This is a genomic window from Qipengyuania gaetbuli, from assembly GCF_020524765.1.
Taxonomy (GTDB): domain Bacteria; phylum Pseudomonadota; class Alphaproteobacteria; order Sphingomonadales; family Sphingomonadaceae; genus Qipengyuania; species Qipengyuania gaetbuli_A.
This window is the reverse complement of sequence record NZ_JAIVLR010000001.1, coordinates 436,661-452,953: the sequence shown is the minus strand read 5'-3', so window position 1 is coordinate 452,953 and position 16,293 is coordinate 436,661. Positions and strand designations below refer to the sequence as shown.

Below are 16,293 nucleotides of genomic sequence, written 5' to 3'. Positions count from 1 at the left end.
GAGGGGCCGGCCGTTTTCTTTTGCGCGAGACGAGGAATGACCATGCCCGAAATGCGGACCATCGAGGTAGGCGAACTGAGCCTGCGCTGCGCTGTCGAGGGCGAGGGGCCGCTGGTTATCATGGTCCACGGCTTTCCCGAAAGCTGGTACAGCTGGCGCCACCAGATCGGCCCTGTCGCCGACGCAGGCTACACGGCCTGCGCGATCGACGTTCGCGGCTATGGCGGCTCGGACAAGCCGCATCCGGTCGAAGCCTATGCGATGGAACGCATCGTGGGCGATCTCGTCGGTCTGAAGCACGCGCTCCAGCCCGACAGCCCGGCAATCCTGGTCGGTCACGACTGGGGCGCGCCGATCGTGTGGAACACCGCGCTGACGCAGCCGGAGCATTTCTCGGCCGTGGCAGGCCTGTCCGTCCCCTTCGCAGGTGTGCCCAGCCGCCCCTTCACCGAGGTGTTCCACGAACACTTCATTTCGCAAGGCAGGTTCTTCTACCAGGAGTATTTCCAGGCAGAGGGTGTGGCCGAGGCGGAGGCCGAGAAGGATCCGCGCGACTGGGTCCAGCGGATGATGTATTCGATCAGCGGCGACGTGCCGCCGGGCGCCTATTGGGACAAGCCCTATGGCGCGACCTTCCTGCAAGGCCTGCCCGATCCGCAGCCGGTAGGCTGGCTGACCGAGGAGGACATGGACTTCTACGAAGGCGAGTTCAAAGCCTCGGGCTTTCGCGGCCCCCTCAACCGCTACCGCAATCACGAGCGCGATTACGAATGGCTGCAAGGCTGGACGGGCATGCGGATCGAACAACCGGTCCTGTTCATCGGCGGCACCCGTGATCCGGCGACCTACCTTTTCGGAGCGGTCACCGATCCCGTTGCGCTGATGAAGATGTTCGCGCCCAAGGTCGAAGGCCACATCCTCGAAGGTGTAGGCCACTGGACGCAGCAGGAACGGCCCGAAGAGGTCAACCGCCTCCTGCTCGACTGGCTGGGGAGGCTCTGAAAGCCTTTATTGCCGCGGTTTTTGCCCCTATATGCGCACCCGATTCCCATGACCCAGACTGTCCCCACCCAATTGCCCGCGGAGTGGCGCGATTTCTTCGCGCTGACCAAGCCGGGCGTCATGCGCCTGGTGATCTTCACCGGCCTGTGCGGTTTGCTGGCAGCTCCGGGTAACATCCATCCCATTCTCGGCTTCACCGCGATCCTGTGCATCGCGATGGGGGCAGGCGGTGCGGCTGCGCTCAACCAGTGGTGGGAAAGCGATATCGACGCGATCATGAAGCGCACCAGTGCCCGCCCGCTGCCGTCGGGCCGCATGGCGCGCACCGACGCGCGCGACTTCGGCTTTTTCCTGTCGGGTGCCTCGATCGTGATCATGGGGCTGGCGATCAACTGGCTGTCGGCCGCGATCCTCGCCTTCTCGATCTTCTACTATTCGGTCATCTATACGATCTGGCTGAAACCCCGCACGCCGCAGAACATCGTCATCGGCGGCGGCGCAGGCGCGTTCCCGCCGCTGATCGGCTGGGTAGCTGTGACGGGCGACATCACGCTGATGCCGGTGCTGCTGTTCCTGATCATCTTCATGTGGACACCGCCGCATTTCTGGGCGCTCGCCCTGTTCGTGGAAACCGATTACGCCAAGGCCGGCATCCCGATGATGCCGGTGGTCAAGGGACACCGCTCCACCCGCCGCCAGGTGCTGGTCTATTCGCTGCTCATGCTGCCGACGGTGCTCGCTCCCTGGTACATCGGCGGGACGGGCTGGATCTACGGCGTTTCCGCGCTCGTACTGACGCTGGCCTTCATTGCGCTTGCCATCCCGGTTGCAACCCGCACCCCGGTCGAAGGGGACACGATGAGGCCGGAAAAGCGCCTGTTCCTGTTTTCGATCGCCTATCTCTTTGCCCTGTTCGGCGCCCTGGTCGTCGACCGGGTGCTTCACTACCAAGGAATTGTCGCATGACCCCCGAGGAAGAACAGGAATACCGTCGCCGCCAGAAGAGCCGTAACCTCGTGCTCGGCGGGATCCTCCTGGGTGCCGCACTGCTGTTCTACATGATCACCATCGTCAGGATGTGAGGATTGCCATGACTGCCGCCGCGCTGGAGCAACGCAAGACCCGTACCGCGCTGCTGGCCCTGCTGGGCGCAGCCGCGATGCTCGGCCTCGGTTATGCCGCCGTGCCGCTCTACGAACTGTTCTGCCAGGTCACCGGTTTCGGCGGAACCACGCAGCGCGCCACCGAAAGCGAGGCGAATCTCGCCGAACGCATGGGCAAGGCTGCGGGCGGCAAGCAGATTTCGATCCGCTTCGACGGCTCGGTCGCGCCGGGCCTTGGCTGGAGCTTCCGGCCCGAACAGCCGACCGACACGGTCACCATCGGGCAGCGCGACATGGCGATCTATGTCGCGAAGAACAACGGGACGGAGCCGATCACGGGCACGGCAACCTTCAACGTCATGCCGGTCCAGGCGGGTGCATATTTCAACAAGATCCAGTGTTTCTGCTTCACCGAACAGACGCTGCAGCCGGGCCAGGAAGTCCGGATGCCGGTGCTCTATTTCGTCGATCCTGCGGCGCTGGAAGATCCCAATATGGAGGGTGTCGAGCAGATCACACTCTCATACACTTTCCACCGCGCGGTAGAATCCTCGGACTGACCCCTAGACCAGCGCCGTCTGGCGCATTAAGGGCCTCCGCAAAGCGAAACCCAGGACACGAGTACAATGGCTGGTAACGTCAATCACGAATATCACATCCTCGAACCCGATATCTGGCCGCTGATCGGCTCGATTTCGGCGCTGACCTTCACCAGCGGCATGGTGCTGTTCATGCACGAGATGGCCAGCGCGCACCTCGTGCTCGGCCTCGGCATTGCCGGTCTGATCGCGACTTTCTTCGCCTGGTTCTCGAACATCGTGAAGGAAGCGCAGCGCGGCGACCACACTCCGGTGGTGCAGCTGCACATGCGCTACGGCATGATCCTGTTTATCGCCTCGGAAGTGATGTTCTTCGTCGGCTGGTTCTGGAGCTGGTTCGATTTCGCCCTGTTCCCCTCGGAAATCTCCGAGGTGATCGGCGGCCAGTTCCCGCCCGCAGCGATCGAGGCGGTCATCAACCCGTTCTCGCTGCCGCTGCTCAACACGCTGATCCTGCTGTGCTCGGGCACCACCGTCACCTGGGCGCACCACGCGCTGATCCACGGCGACCGTGAAGGCCTGAAGAAGGGCCTGTGGCTGACCATCCTGCTCGGCGCGGTCTTCACCTGCATCCAGGCCTACGAATACGGCGCTGCGCCCTTCGCTTTCGGTGGCAACACCTACAGCTCGGCCTTCTACATGGCGACCGGCTTCCACGGCTTCCACGTGCTGGTCGGCACGATCTTCCTGATCGTCTGCCTCGTGCGCACCTACAAGGGCCACTTCACCCCGCGCCAGCACTTCGGCTTCGAAGCGGCTGCGTGGTACTGGCACTTCGTCGACGTGGTGTGGCTGTTCCTCTTCGCCGTCGTCTACGTCTGGGGCGGCTGGGGTGCCGAATTCCATTGATATCGTCCGGTTCGCCGGACAATGAGAAAGGGCAGCCCGGCCACGCCGCGGCTGCCCTTTTCTTTTGAACCGCAAGGATAGTCATGCGCCTTCCCGTCATCCCCACCATCATCGTCGCCGGTGCGGTTGCCGTGATGATCGCCCTCGGCATCTGGCAGCTGGGGCGCATGGGTGAAAAGGAGGCGTTGATCGCGCGTGCGGAACAATCGCTCTCGATGACCGAAACGGTGGATTACCCGCGCGATCCGGCCATGGTGGAGGAACTGCTCTACCGCCGCACCAGCATTGCCTGCGCCTCCGTGTCGGGTGCGACCACGGTGGCAGGCACCAGCACAACCGGCGAAAAGGGCGTGGCCCAGCGCGTGTCCTGTGCGCTCGACGATGGCACGAGCGTGACGGTCGACATCGGCTATTCGCGCGATCCCCAGCCGGTCGAATGGAGCGGGGGCGAGGTTTCCGGAACGATCGCTCCGGGTGGTCGGGTCGTCGCGGAAGAAGGGCTGGCCGGCCTCCAGCCGCTCGCCCGTCCCGATCCCCGCAGCCTGCCGAACAACCATCTCGCCTATGCCGGGCAGTGGTTCTTTTTCGCCCTGACCGCGCTGGTGATCTATTTCCTCGCGCTGCGCCGCAGGTCCACGCGGACTAGGGGCGATTAAAGACCGGCTTGCTTGCCCGTTTGCGGCGGCATCGCTAACCGCCTTTCCACGATGAAATACGTCTCTACCCGCGGCAGCGCACCGACGCTCGATTTCGCCGGCGTCACGCTGGCCGGCCTCGCCTCCGATGGCGGGCTCTATGTGCCCGAGGAATGGCCGCGGTTCAGCCATGACGAGATCGCTGCGATGCGCGGTCTGCCTTACGCCGAACTGGCGGCGCGGGTGATGGAGCCTTTCGTCGAGGGTAGCCTGACGCCGGAACGCCTCCGCGAACTTACCGCGCGTGCCTATGGCCGCTTCGCGCACAAGGCGGTTACACCGCTGGTACAATTGGATGAACAGCACTGGGTGCTCGAACTCTTCCATGGCCCGACGCTGGCATTCAAGGATGTGGCGCTGCAATTGCTCGGATTGCTGTTCGAGGAATTCCTTTCGCGCGAAGAGGGCAGCCTGACGATTGTCGGGGCGACCAGCGGCGATACCGGCAGCGCGGCCATCGATGCGGTGGCGGGGCTGGAAAATGTCGAGATCTTCATGCTCCACCCCAAGGGCCGGGTGAGCGATGTGCAGCGCCGCCAGATGACCACGGTGCGCGCGCCCAATGTCCACAACCTCGCCATCGAGGGCAGCTTCGACGATGCGCAAGCGATGGTGAAGCGGATCTTCGCCGATGCCGATGTCACATCGAAGCACCGGATCGGGGCGGTCAATTCGATCAACTGGGCGCGGCTGATGGCGCAGGTGGTCTATTACTTCGCCGCCGCGCTCCAGCTTGGCGGGCCGGAGCGCAAGATCGCCTTCAGCGTGCCGACCGGCAATTTCGGCGACGTCTTCGCAGGGCACGTCGCAGCGCGCATGGGCCTGCCGATCGAGCAGCTGATCGTCGCCACCAATGTGAACGACATCCTCCACCGCGCGCTGAGCGATGGTGACTATTCGACCGGCAGCGTCACCCCGACCGCTGCGCCCAGCATGGACATCCAGGTCAGCTCCAATTTCGAGCGCCTGCTGTTCGACGTGGGCGGGCGCGACGGTGCTGCCATGGCGGAGCAGATGCGCGGTTTCGAGGCCGAGAAGGCCATGCGTCTCACCAATGCGCAGCGCGAAGGGGCGGCAGCGCTCTTTACCAGCGCCCGCGCCGATGCAGCCGACATGGCGCAGGCCATGCGCTGGGCCTTCGAGGAGTGCGGCGAGATGCTCGACCCGCATACCGCCATCGGCCTCCACGCCGCGCGCGCGGCCGGTATTGCTGCGGACGTGCCGGTCGTGACGCTTGCCACCGCGCATCCGGCCAAGTTCCCCGACGCGGTCGAGCGCGCCACGGGCCTGCGCCCGAACCTGCCGGTGCGCGTGGGCGATTTGTTCTCGCGCGAGGAGCACTACGTCGAGCTTCCCGGCACCTATGACGCCGTGCGCACCCACATCCTCGAGAACGCCGCCTGATGGCCGAGCTGGTTCGCGATCCGGTGCTGATGGTGGGCGAGGGCTGGGATGCCTATCGCCTGCTCGACAGCGGCCATGGCCGCAAGCTCGAGGCCTTCGGCGACTACAGCTTCATCCGCCCCGAACCGCAGGCGATGTGGTCGCCGCGCATGGCCGAGTGGAACGCGCATGGCGAATTCATTCCCGGCGCGGACGAGGATGGCGGCGGACGTTGGCACCTCGAACGCGAGCTGCCCGAAGACGGTTGGACGCTGGGCTATGACGAGGTGCGCTTCACCGCCCAGCCCACGCCTTTCCGCCACCTCCAGTTCTTCCCCGACATGGCGCCGGTGTGGGACTGGATGCGCGAGCAACTGGCCGGGCGCGAGGACGCCGAAACGCTCAATCTGTTCGGCTACACCGGCGTCGGCTCGCTGGCGCTGTCCCGCCACGGCCGCGTGACCCATGTCGATGCGAGCAAGAAGTCGGTCGCCCAGGCGCGCGAGAATGCCGCGCTGTCGGGCATGGAAGACCGCCCGATCCGCTGGCTGGTCGACGATGCCAGCAAGTTCGCCGCGCGCGAGGTGCGACGTGCCAACCGCTATGACGGCATCATCCTCGACCCGCCCAAGTTCGGGCGCGGGCCGAAGAACGAAACCTGGCGGCTGGAAGAGAGCCTGCCCGGCCTCATCGCCGATTGCCGCCAGCTGCTGGACGCAAACAGCCGTTTCCTCTTCCTGACGGTCTATGCCGTGCGCATGAGCAGCCTCGCGCTGGCCGGCCTGCTCGACGAGGTGTTCGAAGGCCTGCCCGGCAAGATCGAGCACGGCGACCTTGCCGTGCGCGAGACGGGCGAGCGTGACCGCCACCTTCCCACCGCGATCTTCGCGCGCTGGTCCAATCCGCGCTAGGGAACGCAGATGAACGATTCGCTGATCCTCGAAGTCGCCGACTTCGAACATGACGTACTGACGGGCATCTATTCCGAAGAGACGGGCAAGCCGCAGCCGCTGCGCTTCACCATCACCGCGCGGATGAAGCCGCTGGCACATTACGGGCCCGATACCTCGCTCGACCATTCGAAGAACTACATGGATTTGAAGTTCGCCGCGTCCGAGGCGCTGCCCGAAGGCGTGCATTTCAAGCTGATCGAGGCGGTCGCCGACCATGTATGCGAAACGCTGTTCCTGCAGGACAATCGGGTCGAGGCGGTGACGGTGAAGATCGTCAAGCTGGCGATTGCCGAAGCGGGCGAGAAGATCGGCATCACGCTCCACCGGGAACGGCGGGGATGAAGCGGATCGAGGTCGACGGCATGCCGGAGGAACCGCTCGCCGCAGCGGGGCTCTTCCACCAGAACTGGCTCGACCCGATAGAGCGCGCATTGGCTGGCGGGCAGGACGTGCTCGTGGTGCTGGAGCCCGCGTCCTACGAACATGGCGAATGGCGCAGCGCGGCGGCCGCGATGCTGGCGCGCAAGCACGCTCCGCGCCGGATCAATGTGGTTTCGGGCGAGGGCGGCAATGTCGACGCGCTGGAGGCCTATCTTGCCAGCGCGCCGGGCGTGACCGGCCAATATCTCGAAGCGGCAGCGTGAGCGTCCGCATCCTCTTCCTCGGACCGTTGCAGGACCTCGCCGGAAAGCAGGCCGCCGAGGTTGCCGGCCCGCTTGACTGGAACGGGCTGCTGGCCGTCGTCGGGAACGAGGTGGCCGAGCAGCTGAGGCAAGAGCGCGTCAATGTCGCCTGCAAGGGCCGCGTGCTAGCCGAGAAGACCGCACTGCTGGCCGAGGACGGGGACGAGGTCGCGTTGCTGCCGCCGGTCAGCGGTGGCTAGGCTGGCGATTTCCTCACCGGTCGATGTCCGCGTGCTCGACCGGGGGATGTCCGTCGGCGAGGCGCTGGCGGCATTCGATGCAGCCAACCCGGATGCAGGCGGGACCGCCAGCTTCCTCGGCAAAGTCAGGGGCGGGGACGGGGTGAAGGCGCTCGAACTCAGCCATTACGAACCGCTCACCCTCACTGGGATGGAAGCGCTGGCCGAACAGGCCGCCGCGCGCTTCGGGCTTGCCGGCCTGCTCGCTTGGCACCGCGTCGGCGTCATGACGCCGGGCGAGGCCATCGTGCTCGTCGCTGCCGCCGCACCCCACCGCCGCGCGGCTTTCGACGCGGTGGACATGGTGATGGACCATCTGAAGTCCGCTGCCTGGTTCTGGAAGCGCGAACGGCGCGAGGACGGCTGGCACTGGATCGAACCGCGCGCACAGGACCGCGCGGACCTCGCCCGCTGGAAATAATCGGCGAGCCTTTGATTTCGATCAAGGAATCGCCCGCCTGCCCGCGTCATCAATGGCTCCAGACAGGAGACGCAGAATGGTTAAGCACTTCAGCCGCGAACTCGTTGCCGAACAGGCCCGCATCGTCGAAACCCCCGTAAAGCATCACGAGGTCGACCGGACCTTCGAACTGCCTCGCGGCCTCTATGTGGCGACCGTCGGCCTCTACCTCGGCTTCATCGCCGTGATGGCAGCGGGCCTGCCCAGTTCGGGCCTCGCCATCCCCATGGTGATCTTCGCCTTCTTCATCGTCGCCGCTTTCGGCGTGCCGACGATCTGGACGCGCCTTTCGCCCGAAACGCGTTCGAAGGCGCTCAGCTTCGGCCAGCTCAAGACCAAGGGCATCATGACCCACACGGGCCGCCTCCCGGCACGTGATGCCGCAGTGCAGGTGCTGATCCTGCCGGCCATCGTGTTCACCTGGGGGTTGGTGGCAGTCACCGTCGCATCGCTGGTGCGATAGGAGAGGGGGGCGCGGGGGACGCTGGCAGCTAGTTCCCCGCGTCTTCTCCGGATTTTCTCAACGCTCGCGCAGCTGCGCGAGCGTTTCGTCTTCTTCGGCTATGATTGCGGTAATCCGCGCGCGCGCCGCCTCGATCGCGGCGACGTCGCCTGCTGCCACGCGGGCCGCGCTGTAGAGCGTGTCGATATCTCCCAGCGGGATTGCCGCAAGGCTGCGGGCCGAATCGAGTTCCGACAGGGCGACTTCCGCACTGGCCCAGGCCGTGCTTCCCACCTCGCTACTGCCCGCTGCGGCGACGAGCTTGCGTGCACGCGGCGCGATTTCCAGGAAATCGGCATGGGCGGCCTCCGTCGCGGCGACCAGCTGCACCAGCGTCTGGTCGAGCGGGCCGGTGAGGTCCGTTTCCACCGGCGGGACGTCGATCGTCTTGCGCTCGGGCGAGGAAAAGCTTCCCTGCGCGCGCTCGGCATCGCGGATGGCGAGGGAGGGATAGTCGCCGCCGGAGCTGGCGCAGGCGCCAAGACAGAGCGACAGCGGCAGGCAGAGGCTTGCAATTCGCGACATGGCGCTCACATAGCACGCGACCTGATGCGCGCCAGCGCGAATGGCAAAAAATGCCTGATGGCAGCGTTGACTTGGTCCCGCGTTTCGCCTAACGGCACGCTTCTTTCCGGGCCCGCCCTAGGTGGGTCGACGGGTGCGCCGTAGATTCGCAAGGATGCGGCACAGCAATTTGAACGAGAGATAACGACCATGTTCGCAGTAGTGCGCACGGGCGGCAAGCAATACCGGGTTGCCGCCGGAGACAAGATCGCGGTTGAGAAGCTGGCTGGCGAAGCCGGTGACACCATCACGCTGGGCGACGTCCTGCTCGCAGGCGAAGGCGACAAGCTTTCGGACGCCGGCAAGGTGACCGTTTCGGCCGAGATCATCGCACAGGCGAAGAGCGAAAAGGTCGTCGTCTTCAAGAAGCGTCGTCGTCACAACTACCGCCGCAAGAACGGTCATCGCCAGCAGATGACTCTCCTGCGCATCACCGCGGTTGGCGATTCGAAGGCCGAGAAGAAGGCTGCTCCCAAGAAGGAAGCCGCTCCGAAGGCCGAAACCAAGAAGGCCGCTCCGAAGAAGGACACTTCCGAAGAGAAGGCTGCGCCCAAGGCCAAGAAGGCTGCACCGGCCAAGGCTGCTGCAACCAAGAAGGCTCCCGCCAAGAAGGCGGCTGCCAAGAAGACCGAAGCCAAGAAGTAAGGAGCCCGGACCATGGCACATAAAAAAGCAGGCGGTTCGTCGCGTAACGGTCGTGATTCGGCCGGTCGTCGTCTTGGCGTGAAGAAGTTCGGCAGCCAGTCCGTGGTCGCCGGCAACATTATCGTGCGCCAGCGCGGCACCAAGTTCTACCCGGCCGTCAACGTCGGCATGGGCAAGGACCACACGCTGTTCGCGCTGACCGACGGCGTCGTCCGATTCCACTCGGGCAAGCTCGGCCGCAAATACGTATCGGTCGATGCGATGGCGGAAGCAGCCGAATAACCGGACGTTCCGATAACGGGATCGTCCAAACGGGACGGTCCCAGCCGGGCTAACGATCCGGCAGACGAAGAGGGAGATGGGGCCGACCCGTCTCCCTCTTGTCGTTTCTCCCTCTTCGATTTCGCGGCGAAATATCCTTTCGCCATCACGCAATTGTCACGCGTCCGGCCTAGGAGCCCGGAGCGTGGAGATACGGGGAGAATACCGATGTTCCATATCACGCAGAGGCTGCTGTTGCGGCCCGCATGGCCCGAAGATGCAGACGCGCTGTTCGGCGGCATTGCCGACCAGGGCGTGGTCCGCAATCTTGCCAGTGCGCCGTGGCCCTATCTCCCCGAACACGCGCGTGAATTCGTCATGCGAAAGCAGGATGCGCGCTTCCCCCGCTTCCTGATCACGAAGCCGGGGCCGCATGGCTCCGAGCTGGTCGGATGCATCGGCATCGACGAGACCGATGGCGAGGTCGAGATCGGCTACTGGATCGCGCGCCCTTTCTGGGGGCAGGGTTTCGCCACGGAAGCCGCGCGCGGCGTGCTCGAAGTGGCGCGGCTGCTCGGCCACAGGCAGATCGTGGCGGGGCATTTCACCGATAATCCCGCCTCGGGCAAGGTGTTGAGGAAGCTGGGCTTCATTCCCACCGGCAAGACGGCCCTGCGCCACAGCTGCGGGCGCGGCGAGAAGGCCGAATGCGTGATGTACCGGCTCGATCTCGACGCCGAGGCAGGCCCGAACCTCGTGGCCGCATGACACAAGAAAGGCCCCGCGATACGCTCGCGGGGCCTTTTCTGTTTCCGATACGGAAAGCTTACTCGGCGGGGAGCAGCGCGTCCTCGAACTCGCCCTCGTAGAGATTGATGAGGTGGCGGTCGTCGTGATCCCACGGGTGGAAGCCCGGCTTGAAATAGGCGAGCCATGCCGGGAAGATCCGGCGCACCACGCCCGGCGACACGGTGAGGTACTTGAACAGGCCCCACTTGGCCTTCCAGCCGGTGATGCCGTCCTGTTCGAGCAGGTTCAGCGAATCGACCCAGCGGTTCTTGAAGAAGCGCGCGGTGACGGTCAGCATGACGATGCTGCGCACTTTCCAGCGGCGGAAGGGCGTCCAGTCCTTTGTCGCGTGGTTCCACGTGTCGTAGGCAACGCCCTTGTGCTCGATTTCCTCGGCCGCGTGCCAGCGCCACATGTCGCGCACTTCCGGATCGGCGTCCTTGAAGTGCTGCGGATTGGCGAGGAATTCGGCCGCCATCATCGCGGTGTAGTGTTCCAGCGCCATGGTCACAGCGAGGTTGGCGATGGCCGGGCGGTCCTTGGTAAGCGCCAGCAGTTCGGCCACACGTTGGTCGATCGCCTTGATGTCGTAGCCGGCATCTTCTGCGAGGCGATTGAAGGCGATGTGTTCGCGGGTGTGATTGATTTCCTGCTTCACGAAGGCGCGGATTTCGGCCTCGAGCTTGGGATCGGCGCCTTCGCGGTGGGCCTTCACGGCCTCGATGAAGAAGGCCTCGCCGCGCGGGAAGGTGGCCGACAAGGCATTGTGCCAGGCGGTGCCGAAGGGCTCGCCCGCCCACCAGCGACGCGGCGTGGTGCCGCGGTTGAAACGCTCGTCACGCACGGTGATGGTGAGGTCTTCGGGCGTCGGCGCGGTGCGAGCGGTGGCGGTATCGATGGGGAGGGGGGCGTTCATGTCCTGCTCCGTGATTAACTTACATCAGTGTAAGTAATCGATACTGACATAGATGTCAATAAGGCGCGCCGGAGCGCTTCCCCTGCCAGCCGCAATGGTTTACCGCTTCATGGCAATGGCCACCAGAAAACGTCTTTCGCCCGAGGAATCGCGGCTCGCAGCTCTTGAAGCGGCGCGCTCGCTACTGATCGAAACCGGGCCGCAATCGGTCACGCTCAAGGCCGTATCGTCGCGCATCGGGCGCACGCACGCAAACCTGCTCCACCATTTCGGCTCTGCCGCAGGCCTGCAGAAGGCGCTGGCCGGGCACCTTGCCGAAGCAGTCTGCGCGACCATCGCCGATGCCGTTCGCGCCAGCCGCGCAGGGCTGGGCCATCCGCGTGAAGTGGTGGACCTCGCCTTCGACGCCTTCGACAAGGAAGGAGCGGGAGCGCTTGCCAGCTGGATGATCCTGACCGGCAATGAAGACGCGCTGACACCCATCGTGGAAACTATCCACGAACTGGTCGACGAAATCGCGCCCGAAGAGGCCGTGCACGGCGGGTCGCCGACGCAGGTTCACGAGGAAACGCTCGCGCTGGTCCTGATGGCGATGGGCGATGCGCTGATCGGCAGCGCGCTTTCGCGTTCGCTCGGCCTGCCGGAAACGGCTGCCCGCGACCGCGCCGAGCGGATGCTCGTCCGCTCGCTCGAGGCGGTCGCGACCAAGCCCTAGCTAGCGATCGGCGCTCGGGTCCTTCCAGCCCGGCAGGTCCAGCTTTCCTTCCGCCAGCCTTGCCTCCACACCCGTGATTTCCTGCGCACGTTCGGGCCCTGCGCTTTCCTTGATCGTCGCAAGCGCGCGGCCGAAGGCTTCCTTCATCGCCTCGTCCGCATCCACAGCCACTTCGGGCACGACGCCGACGTGCTCCCAATTGGTGCCGGTAACCGGATTGACCGCGCGCCCGGTGGGGATGAAGGCGGCAAAGCCGTGCCCCAGCGGCACCATCATGCCGGGATTCGCGCCGCCGCCCGTCGTCTCGCCGACGAGCGTGCCGCGCTTCTGTGTCTGGATGTCGTAGGCGAATTCCTCGCCGCCCGAGAAGGTATAGTCCGAAGTGAGGACGAAAAGCGGCCCGGTAAACCGCGTTTCCACGCTCTGGTTGGTCCAGAATTCGCGCGTGCGGTCTTCCAGCCGGTTGTAGATGCTGTTGATATGACGCACGTCGCCTTTGGCGAACAGGTGGCTGGCGAGCTGCGCCACCGCAGCCGGATCGCCGCCGCCATTCGCGCGCAGGTCGATCACCAGCGCATCGCTGCCGTGAAGCAATTGCATTGCCGCCTCGTAAGCCGGGGCGACTCCTTCGGGCGGGCCGAAGAAGCGGATATCGAGATAGCCGACATTGCCGGGCAGGCGGGCAGTGCGAAAGATCCCGTAGCCGTTGGCCGCCATTTCGCGCTGCATCTCGGCGACCTCCTCCTCGCTATGGTGGTTGGGGTCGGCCCCTTCGGGCGGAGCGAAGCCGGGTATGTAGCGCACCTGCAGGTGGCGGTCGTTGCCCGCGGCGCGCAGGTCGGTGCGTAGCGCTTCGGCAAAGCTGCCAGCGGTCCCGTGGTCGCGATAGCCACCCGCGCGCGACTTTTCGAGCAGGGCCTGCGCGGCCTGTTCGCCCACATCGGGGAAAACGTATTTTCCGATCAGCGCTTCGCCGAGGGCCTCGACCACTTCGGCGCGGGCGGCTTCGGGGACCGCGGGGTCGTCGGTTTCCTGCGCGGCCGCCAGCTGGGGCGTCAGGGCAAGGGCGATGGCAGGCAGTATCGATATTCGCATTCGCGAACCTCCTCGGTGCATCCCGGTCATCCCCGCCGGATGCCTGCACCGAAGCCGGATGCGCGACTATCGGTCCTCGACGAATGCCTTACCGAGCCAGACCGGAACGAGGGCCGGATCGATGTCCGACACCCGCAAGTGATCGATGGCGAGCGCGAGTTCCGGATGCGCTACCTTGCGCCGCTTTTCGTCGGAGTGTTCGAGCGCCACCACAACCAGGCGGCGGTTCACCTTGCTGCGCCAGTTCATGCGCGCGGTGTTTTCCTGCCCGATGTAGCAACCCTTGTCGAAAGCGACGCCGTTCAATTCGACCGCATTGGTCTCCAGCCACAGGATATCGCCTAGCTCCGCGCGGCCCTCCGGCACGCCAAGCGCAAGGCGGTGGGCGCGGTAATCATCGTCCGCGGGCTCGTCGCTGTCGCTGACAGGGGCGATCCAGCGCTGGCCGAGCGAGGCAAGGCGCGGGTCGGCGGCCCCGCCATCGCCCGCTTCCTTCTGCCAGTGCACGCCAAGGCCGGGATCGACCGCGATGTCGATCTTGCGGCGCAGGCGGTAGAGCGAGAGGCGCTTCACCAGTTCTTCCGCCAGCGCGGCCTCGCAATCGAGCAGCAGCTGGCCGTCCGCGGCAGGCCAGACGAACATGTCGAACAGGGTCTTGCCCTGCGGGGTGAGCAGCGCGGCATAGACCGGAAGGGTCTTGGTCACGTCATTGGTCAGCAGCCCCTGCAGGAAGGCGGCAACATCCTCTCCTTCCTCACGCGGGGTGAGGCGGACGAGGGCGCGATCGAACAGGCGGCTTGCGGTCATGGGTGACAGATAGGTCGCCCGGCGGCATAGGCAACCGCATGGTCGAATCGCTGACAATCCGCCGCCCCGACGACTGGCATCTTCACTTCCGCGATGGCGACACGATGCGCGCCGTCGTGCCGCATACCGCGCGCCAGTTCGCCCGCGCGATCGTTATGCCGAACCTCTCGCCGCCGGTGACGACCACTGCGCTGGCTGCCGCCTATCGCGAACGCATTCTGGGCGCGGTGCCGGAAGGGGTGAGCTTCACCCCGCTGATGACCGCCTACCTCACCGACAATATCGATGCAGGCGACCTGGCCGCCGGTTTTGCCGATGGCGTGCTGACCGCGGCCAAGCTCTATCCGGCCGGGGCGACAACCAATTCCGCGCATGGCGTAACCGACATCGCCAATATTGCAGGCGTGCTGGAAAAGATGGCCGAGATCGGGATGCCGCTGTGCGTCCATGGCGAGGTCACCCATGCCGATATCGATATCTTCGACCGCGAGGCCGTGTTCATCGAGCGCGTGCTCCAGCCGCTGGTCGACCGCCTGCCCGAACTGAAGGTGATCTTCGAACACATTACCACGCGCCAGGCGGTGGAATTCGTCGATGCCTCTGGCCCGAACATCGCAGCGACCATCACGCCGCAGCACCTCCACATCAATCGCAATGCCATGCTGGTCGGCGGTATCCGCCCGCACATGTACTGCCTGCCCGTCGCCAAGCGCGAGGAACACCGGCTGGCGCTGCGCAAGGCGGCCACGGGCGGCTCGGCCAAGTACTTCCTCGGCACGGACAGCGCGCCGCACCACCGCGGCGCCAAGGAAAGCGACTGCGGCTGTGCCGGCATTTTCAACGCGCCCTATGCGCTGGAAAGCTATGTCACCGTGTTCGACGAGGAAGGCGCGCTCGACCACTTCGAGGGATTTGCAAGCCTCAACGGTCCGGCTTTCTACGGCCTGCCGGTGAACGAAGGCTCGGTGACGCTGGAAAAGGCCCCGGTCGAAGTCCCGGCAGAAGTCGATGGCGGCGGCGCGGCCATCGTGCCGTTCCACGCAGGCGAAACGCTCAGCTGGCGGCTGGCGTCCTAGAACGCGACCAGAGGTCCCAGACGAAGATCGCCGCTGCCGCCCAGATGCAGGCGAAACAGGCGGCCTGCGCGGGTTTCAGCTGCTCTCCGAAGACGGTCAGGCCCAGCACGAAGACGATGCTGGGCGCCAGGAACTGGATGAAGCCGAGCGTCGAATAGGGCAGCTTGCGCGCGGCGATGGCGAACAGCAGCAGCGGGAAGGCGGTCAGCGCGCCGCCCAGCATGATGGCGGCGGAAAGGCCGTAGCTCTGCGTGAAGGACGAGCCCGCGGGCGTTCCGGCGTAATACCAGGCGACCCCGGCGGCAGGCACGGTCAGCAGGATGGATTCGATCGTCAGGCCGGGCAGGGCGCCCACGTCCACCTGCTTGCGGATGAGGCCGTAGGTCCCGAAGCTGAGTGCCAGCGTCAAGCTGATCCACAAGGTGGTCAGCGCGCCTGCAAGCAGGAGCGATACGCCCACCGCTGCAAGGCCGACCGCGATCCACTGCGCGCGTGACAGCCGTTCGCCCAGCACCAGCGTACCGAGCAGGACGTTCACCAGCGGGTTGATGTAATAGCCGAGGCTGGCCGCGTAGACATTGCCCTGCTGGATCGCCCAGACATAGACCACCCAGTTGACCGCGATCAGCGTGGCGCTGGCGAGCAGCAGCAGCATGACCTTGGGCGTGGCAAAGGCGCGTACCAGCTGGTCGATCTGCTTGCGCGCGGCCACGATCACAAGGCACAGCGGCAGCGTCCACAGGATGCGCCAGCCGACGAATTCGAAGGCCGGAACCTCGCGCACCAGGATCAGGTAGAGCGGCAGGAAACCCCAGATCAGATAGGCGCTGAAGGCTGACAAAAGCCCCGATCGGCGCTGGTCTGATGCTGTCGTGTCCATGAACGATTTGCGCCTAGGCGCGCCCCATCCGGGCCGCAAGCTTCAATTCGTCCGGCAAAGCGGCACGGCTCGTCGAA

22 protein-coding genes are annotated in these 16,293 nt (G+C 65.2%); 17 read left to right on the top strand and 5 right to left on the bottom strand.

Annotation, left to right across the window (positions count from 1 at the left end; all coding sequences use genetic code 11):
* Positions 1–42: 42 nt before the first annotated feature.
* The 12 genes from LC083_RS02360 to LC083_RS02305 all read left to right on the top strand — a co-directional run bounded on the left by LC083_RS02360 (position 43) and on the right by LC083_RS02305 (position 8,429).
* A complete protein-coding gene (locus tag LC083_RS02360) occupies positions 43–1,002 on the top strand; it encodes an alpha/beta fold hydrolase (RefSeq protein WP_226699029.1) in 960 nt (319 codons plus the stop codon).
* A 48-nt stretch (positions 1,003–1,050) separates the two neighbouring features.
* Positions 1,051–1,968: a heme o synthase gene (locus tag LC083_RS02355; RefSeq protein ID WP_226699028.1), complete on the top strand. Its 918-nt coding sequence runs from the start codon at positions 1,051–1,053 to the stop codon at positions 1,966–1,968.
* A 124-nt stretch (positions 1,969–2,092) separates the two neighbouring features.
* Positions 2,093–2,665, top strand: coding sequence for a cytochrome c oxidase assembly protein (locus tag LC083_RS02350; protein WP_226699027.1), 573 nt, complete (start codon positions 2,093–2,095; stop codon positions 2,663–2,665).
* Between the two features lie 66 nt (positions 2,666–2,731).
* Positions 2,732–3,553, top strand: a complete 822-nt coding sequence (locus tag LC083_RS02345; protein WP_226699026.1) for a cytochrome c oxidase subunit 3 — start codon at positions 2,732–2,734, stop codon at positions 3,551–3,553.
* 83 nt (positions 3,554–3,636) lie between these two features.
* Positions 3,637–4,209, top strand: coding sequence for an SURF1 family protein (locus LC083_RS02340; protein WP_264187045.1), 573 nt, complete (start codon positions 3,637–3,639; stop codon positions 4,207–4,209).
* A gap of 51 nt (positions 4,210–4,260) precedes the next feature.
* Positions 4,261–5,652 (top strand): threonine synthase, encoded by a 1,392-nt coding sequence (gene thrC / locus LC083_RS02335; RefSeq protein WP_226699025.1) that lies wholly within the window; start codon positions 4,261–4,263, stop codon positions 5,650–5,652.
* On the top strand, positions 5,652–6,542 hold the full coding sequence (locus tag LC083_RS02330; RefSeq protein WP_226699024.1) for a class I SAM-dependent methyltransferase: 891 nt from the start codon (positions 5,652–5,654) through the stop codon (positions 6,540–6,542). Before thrC ends, LC083_RS02330 begins: the two co-directional genes overlap by 1 nt.
* 9 nt (positions 6,543–6,551) lie before the next feature.
* Positions 6,552–6,926, top strand: coding sequence for a dihydroneopterin aldolase (locus LC083_RS02325; RefSeq protein WP_226699023.1), 375 nt, complete (start codon positions 6,552–6,554; stop codon positions 6,924–6,926).
* Complete coding sequence (locus LC083_RS02320) at positions 6,923–7,228, top strand: Rossmann fold domain-containing protein (RefSeq protein WP_226699022.1); 306 nt, start codon at positions 6,923–6,925, stop codon at positions 7,226–7,228. The genes LC083_RS02325 and LC083_RS02320 overlap by 4 nt, the downstream gene beginning before the upstream one ends.
* On the top strand, positions 7,225–7,467 hold the full coding sequence (locus tag LC083_RS02315) for a MoaD/ThiS family protein (protein WP_160607638.1): 243 nt from the start codon (positions 7,225–7,227) through the stop codon (positions 7,465–7,467). Before LC083_RS02320 ends, LC083_RS02315 begins: the two co-directional genes overlap by 4 nt.
* Positions 7,468–7,513: 46 nt before the next feature.
* Positions 7,514–7,927, top strand: coding sequence for a molybdopterin synthase catalytic subunit (locus LC083_RS02310; protein WP_264187145.1), 414 nt, complete (start codon positions 7,514–7,516; stop codon positions 7,925–7,927).
* Between the two features lie 76 nt (positions 7,928–8,003).
* On the top strand, positions 8,004–8,429 hold the full coding sequence (locus LC083_RS02305; protein WP_160607637.1) for a hypothetical protein: 426 nt from the start codon (positions 8,004–8,006) through the stop codon (positions 8,427–8,429).
* 57 nt (positions 8,430–8,486) lie between these two features.
* Here the strand turns inward: LC083_RS02305 and LC083_RS02300 are convergent, their stop codons facing one another.
* Complete coding sequence (locus LC083_RS02300) at positions 8,487–9,002, bottom strand: hypothetical protein (RefSeq protein ID WP_226699020.1); 516 nt, start codon at positions 9,000–9,002, stop codon at positions 8,487–8,489.
* 180 nt (positions 9,003–9,182) lie between these two features.
* Between LC083_RS02300 and rplU the strand changes: the two genes are divergently transcribed.
* The 3 genes from rplU to LC083_RS02285 all read left to right on the top strand — a co-directional run bounded on the left by rplU (position 9,183) and on the right by LC083_RS02285 (position 10,706).
* The gene (gene rplU / locus LC083_RS02295; protein ID WP_160607635.1) at positions 9,183–9,677 is read left to right on the top strand and encodes a 50S ribosomal protein L21; all 495 of its coding nucleotides are present in this window, start codon (positions 9,183–9,185) and stop codon (positions 9,675–9,677) included.
* A gap of 12 nt (positions 9,678–9,689) precedes the next feature.
* Positions 9,690–9,959 carry a 50S ribosomal protein L27 gene (gene rpmA / locus LC083_RS02290; protein WP_160607634.1) on the top strand — a complete coding sequence of 90 codons (270 nt, stop codon included), beginning with the start codon at positions 9,690–9,692 and terminating at the stop codon, positions 9,957–9,959.
* A gap of 207 nt (positions 9,960–10,166) precedes the next feature.
* Complete coding sequence (locus LC083_RS02285; RefSeq protein WP_226699019.1) at positions 10,167–10,706, top strand: GNAT family N-acetyltransferase; 540 nt, start codon at positions 10,167–10,169, stop codon at positions 10,704–10,706.
* A gap of 58 nt (positions 10,707–10,764) precedes the next feature.
* Here the strand turns inward: LC083_RS02285 and LC083_RS02280 are convergent, their stop codons facing one another.
* Entirely contained in the window at positions 10,765–11,643 is an 879-nt protein-coding gene (locus LC083_RS02280; protein WP_226699018.1) for a metal-dependent hydrolase, read from the bottom strand.
* Between the two features lie 115 nt (positions 11,644–11,758).
* Between LC083_RS02280 and LC083_RS02275 the strand changes: the two genes are divergently transcribed.
* A complete protein-coding gene (locus LC083_RS02275; RefSeq protein WP_226699017.1) occupies positions 11,759–12,358 on the top strand; it encodes a TetR/AcrR family transcriptional regulator in 600 nt (199 codons plus the stop codon).
* Here the strand turns inward: LC083_RS02275 and LC083_RS02270 are convergent, their stop codons facing one another.
* On the bottom strand, positions 12,359–13,453 hold the full coding sequence (locus LC083_RS02270) for a S41 family peptidase (protein WP_226699016.1): 1,095 nt from the start codon (positions 13,451–13,453) through the stop codon (positions 12,359–12,361). It lies immediately after the preceding gene.
* A 66-nt stretch (positions 13,454–13,519) separates the two neighbouring features.
* Positions 13,520–14,260, bottom strand: a complete 741-nt coding sequence (locus tag LC083_RS02265) for a YgfZ/GcvT domain-containing protein (RefSeq protein ID WP_226699015.1) — start codon at positions 14,258–14,260, stop codon at positions 13,520–13,522.
* A gap of 38 nt (positions 14,261–14,298) precedes the next feature.
* On the opposite strand from LC083_RS02265, the gene pyrC reads away from it, so the two are divergent.
* Positions 14,299–15,336, top strand: coding sequence for a dihydroorotase (gene pyrC / locus LC083_RS02260; RefSeq protein WP_226699014.1), 1,038 nt, complete (start codon positions 14,299–14,301; stop codon positions 15,334–15,336).
* Here pyrC and rarD read toward each other — a convergent pair.
* Positions 15,314–16,216 carry an EamA family transporter RarD gene (rarD, locus tag LC083_RS02255; protein WP_226699013.1) on the bottom strand — a complete coding sequence of 301 codons (903 nt, stop codon included), beginning with the start codon at positions 16,214–16,216 and terminating at the stop codon, positions 15,314–15,316. The genes pyrC and rarD overlap by 23 nt on opposite strands.
* Between the last annotated feature and the right edge of the window lie 77 nt (positions 16,217–16,293).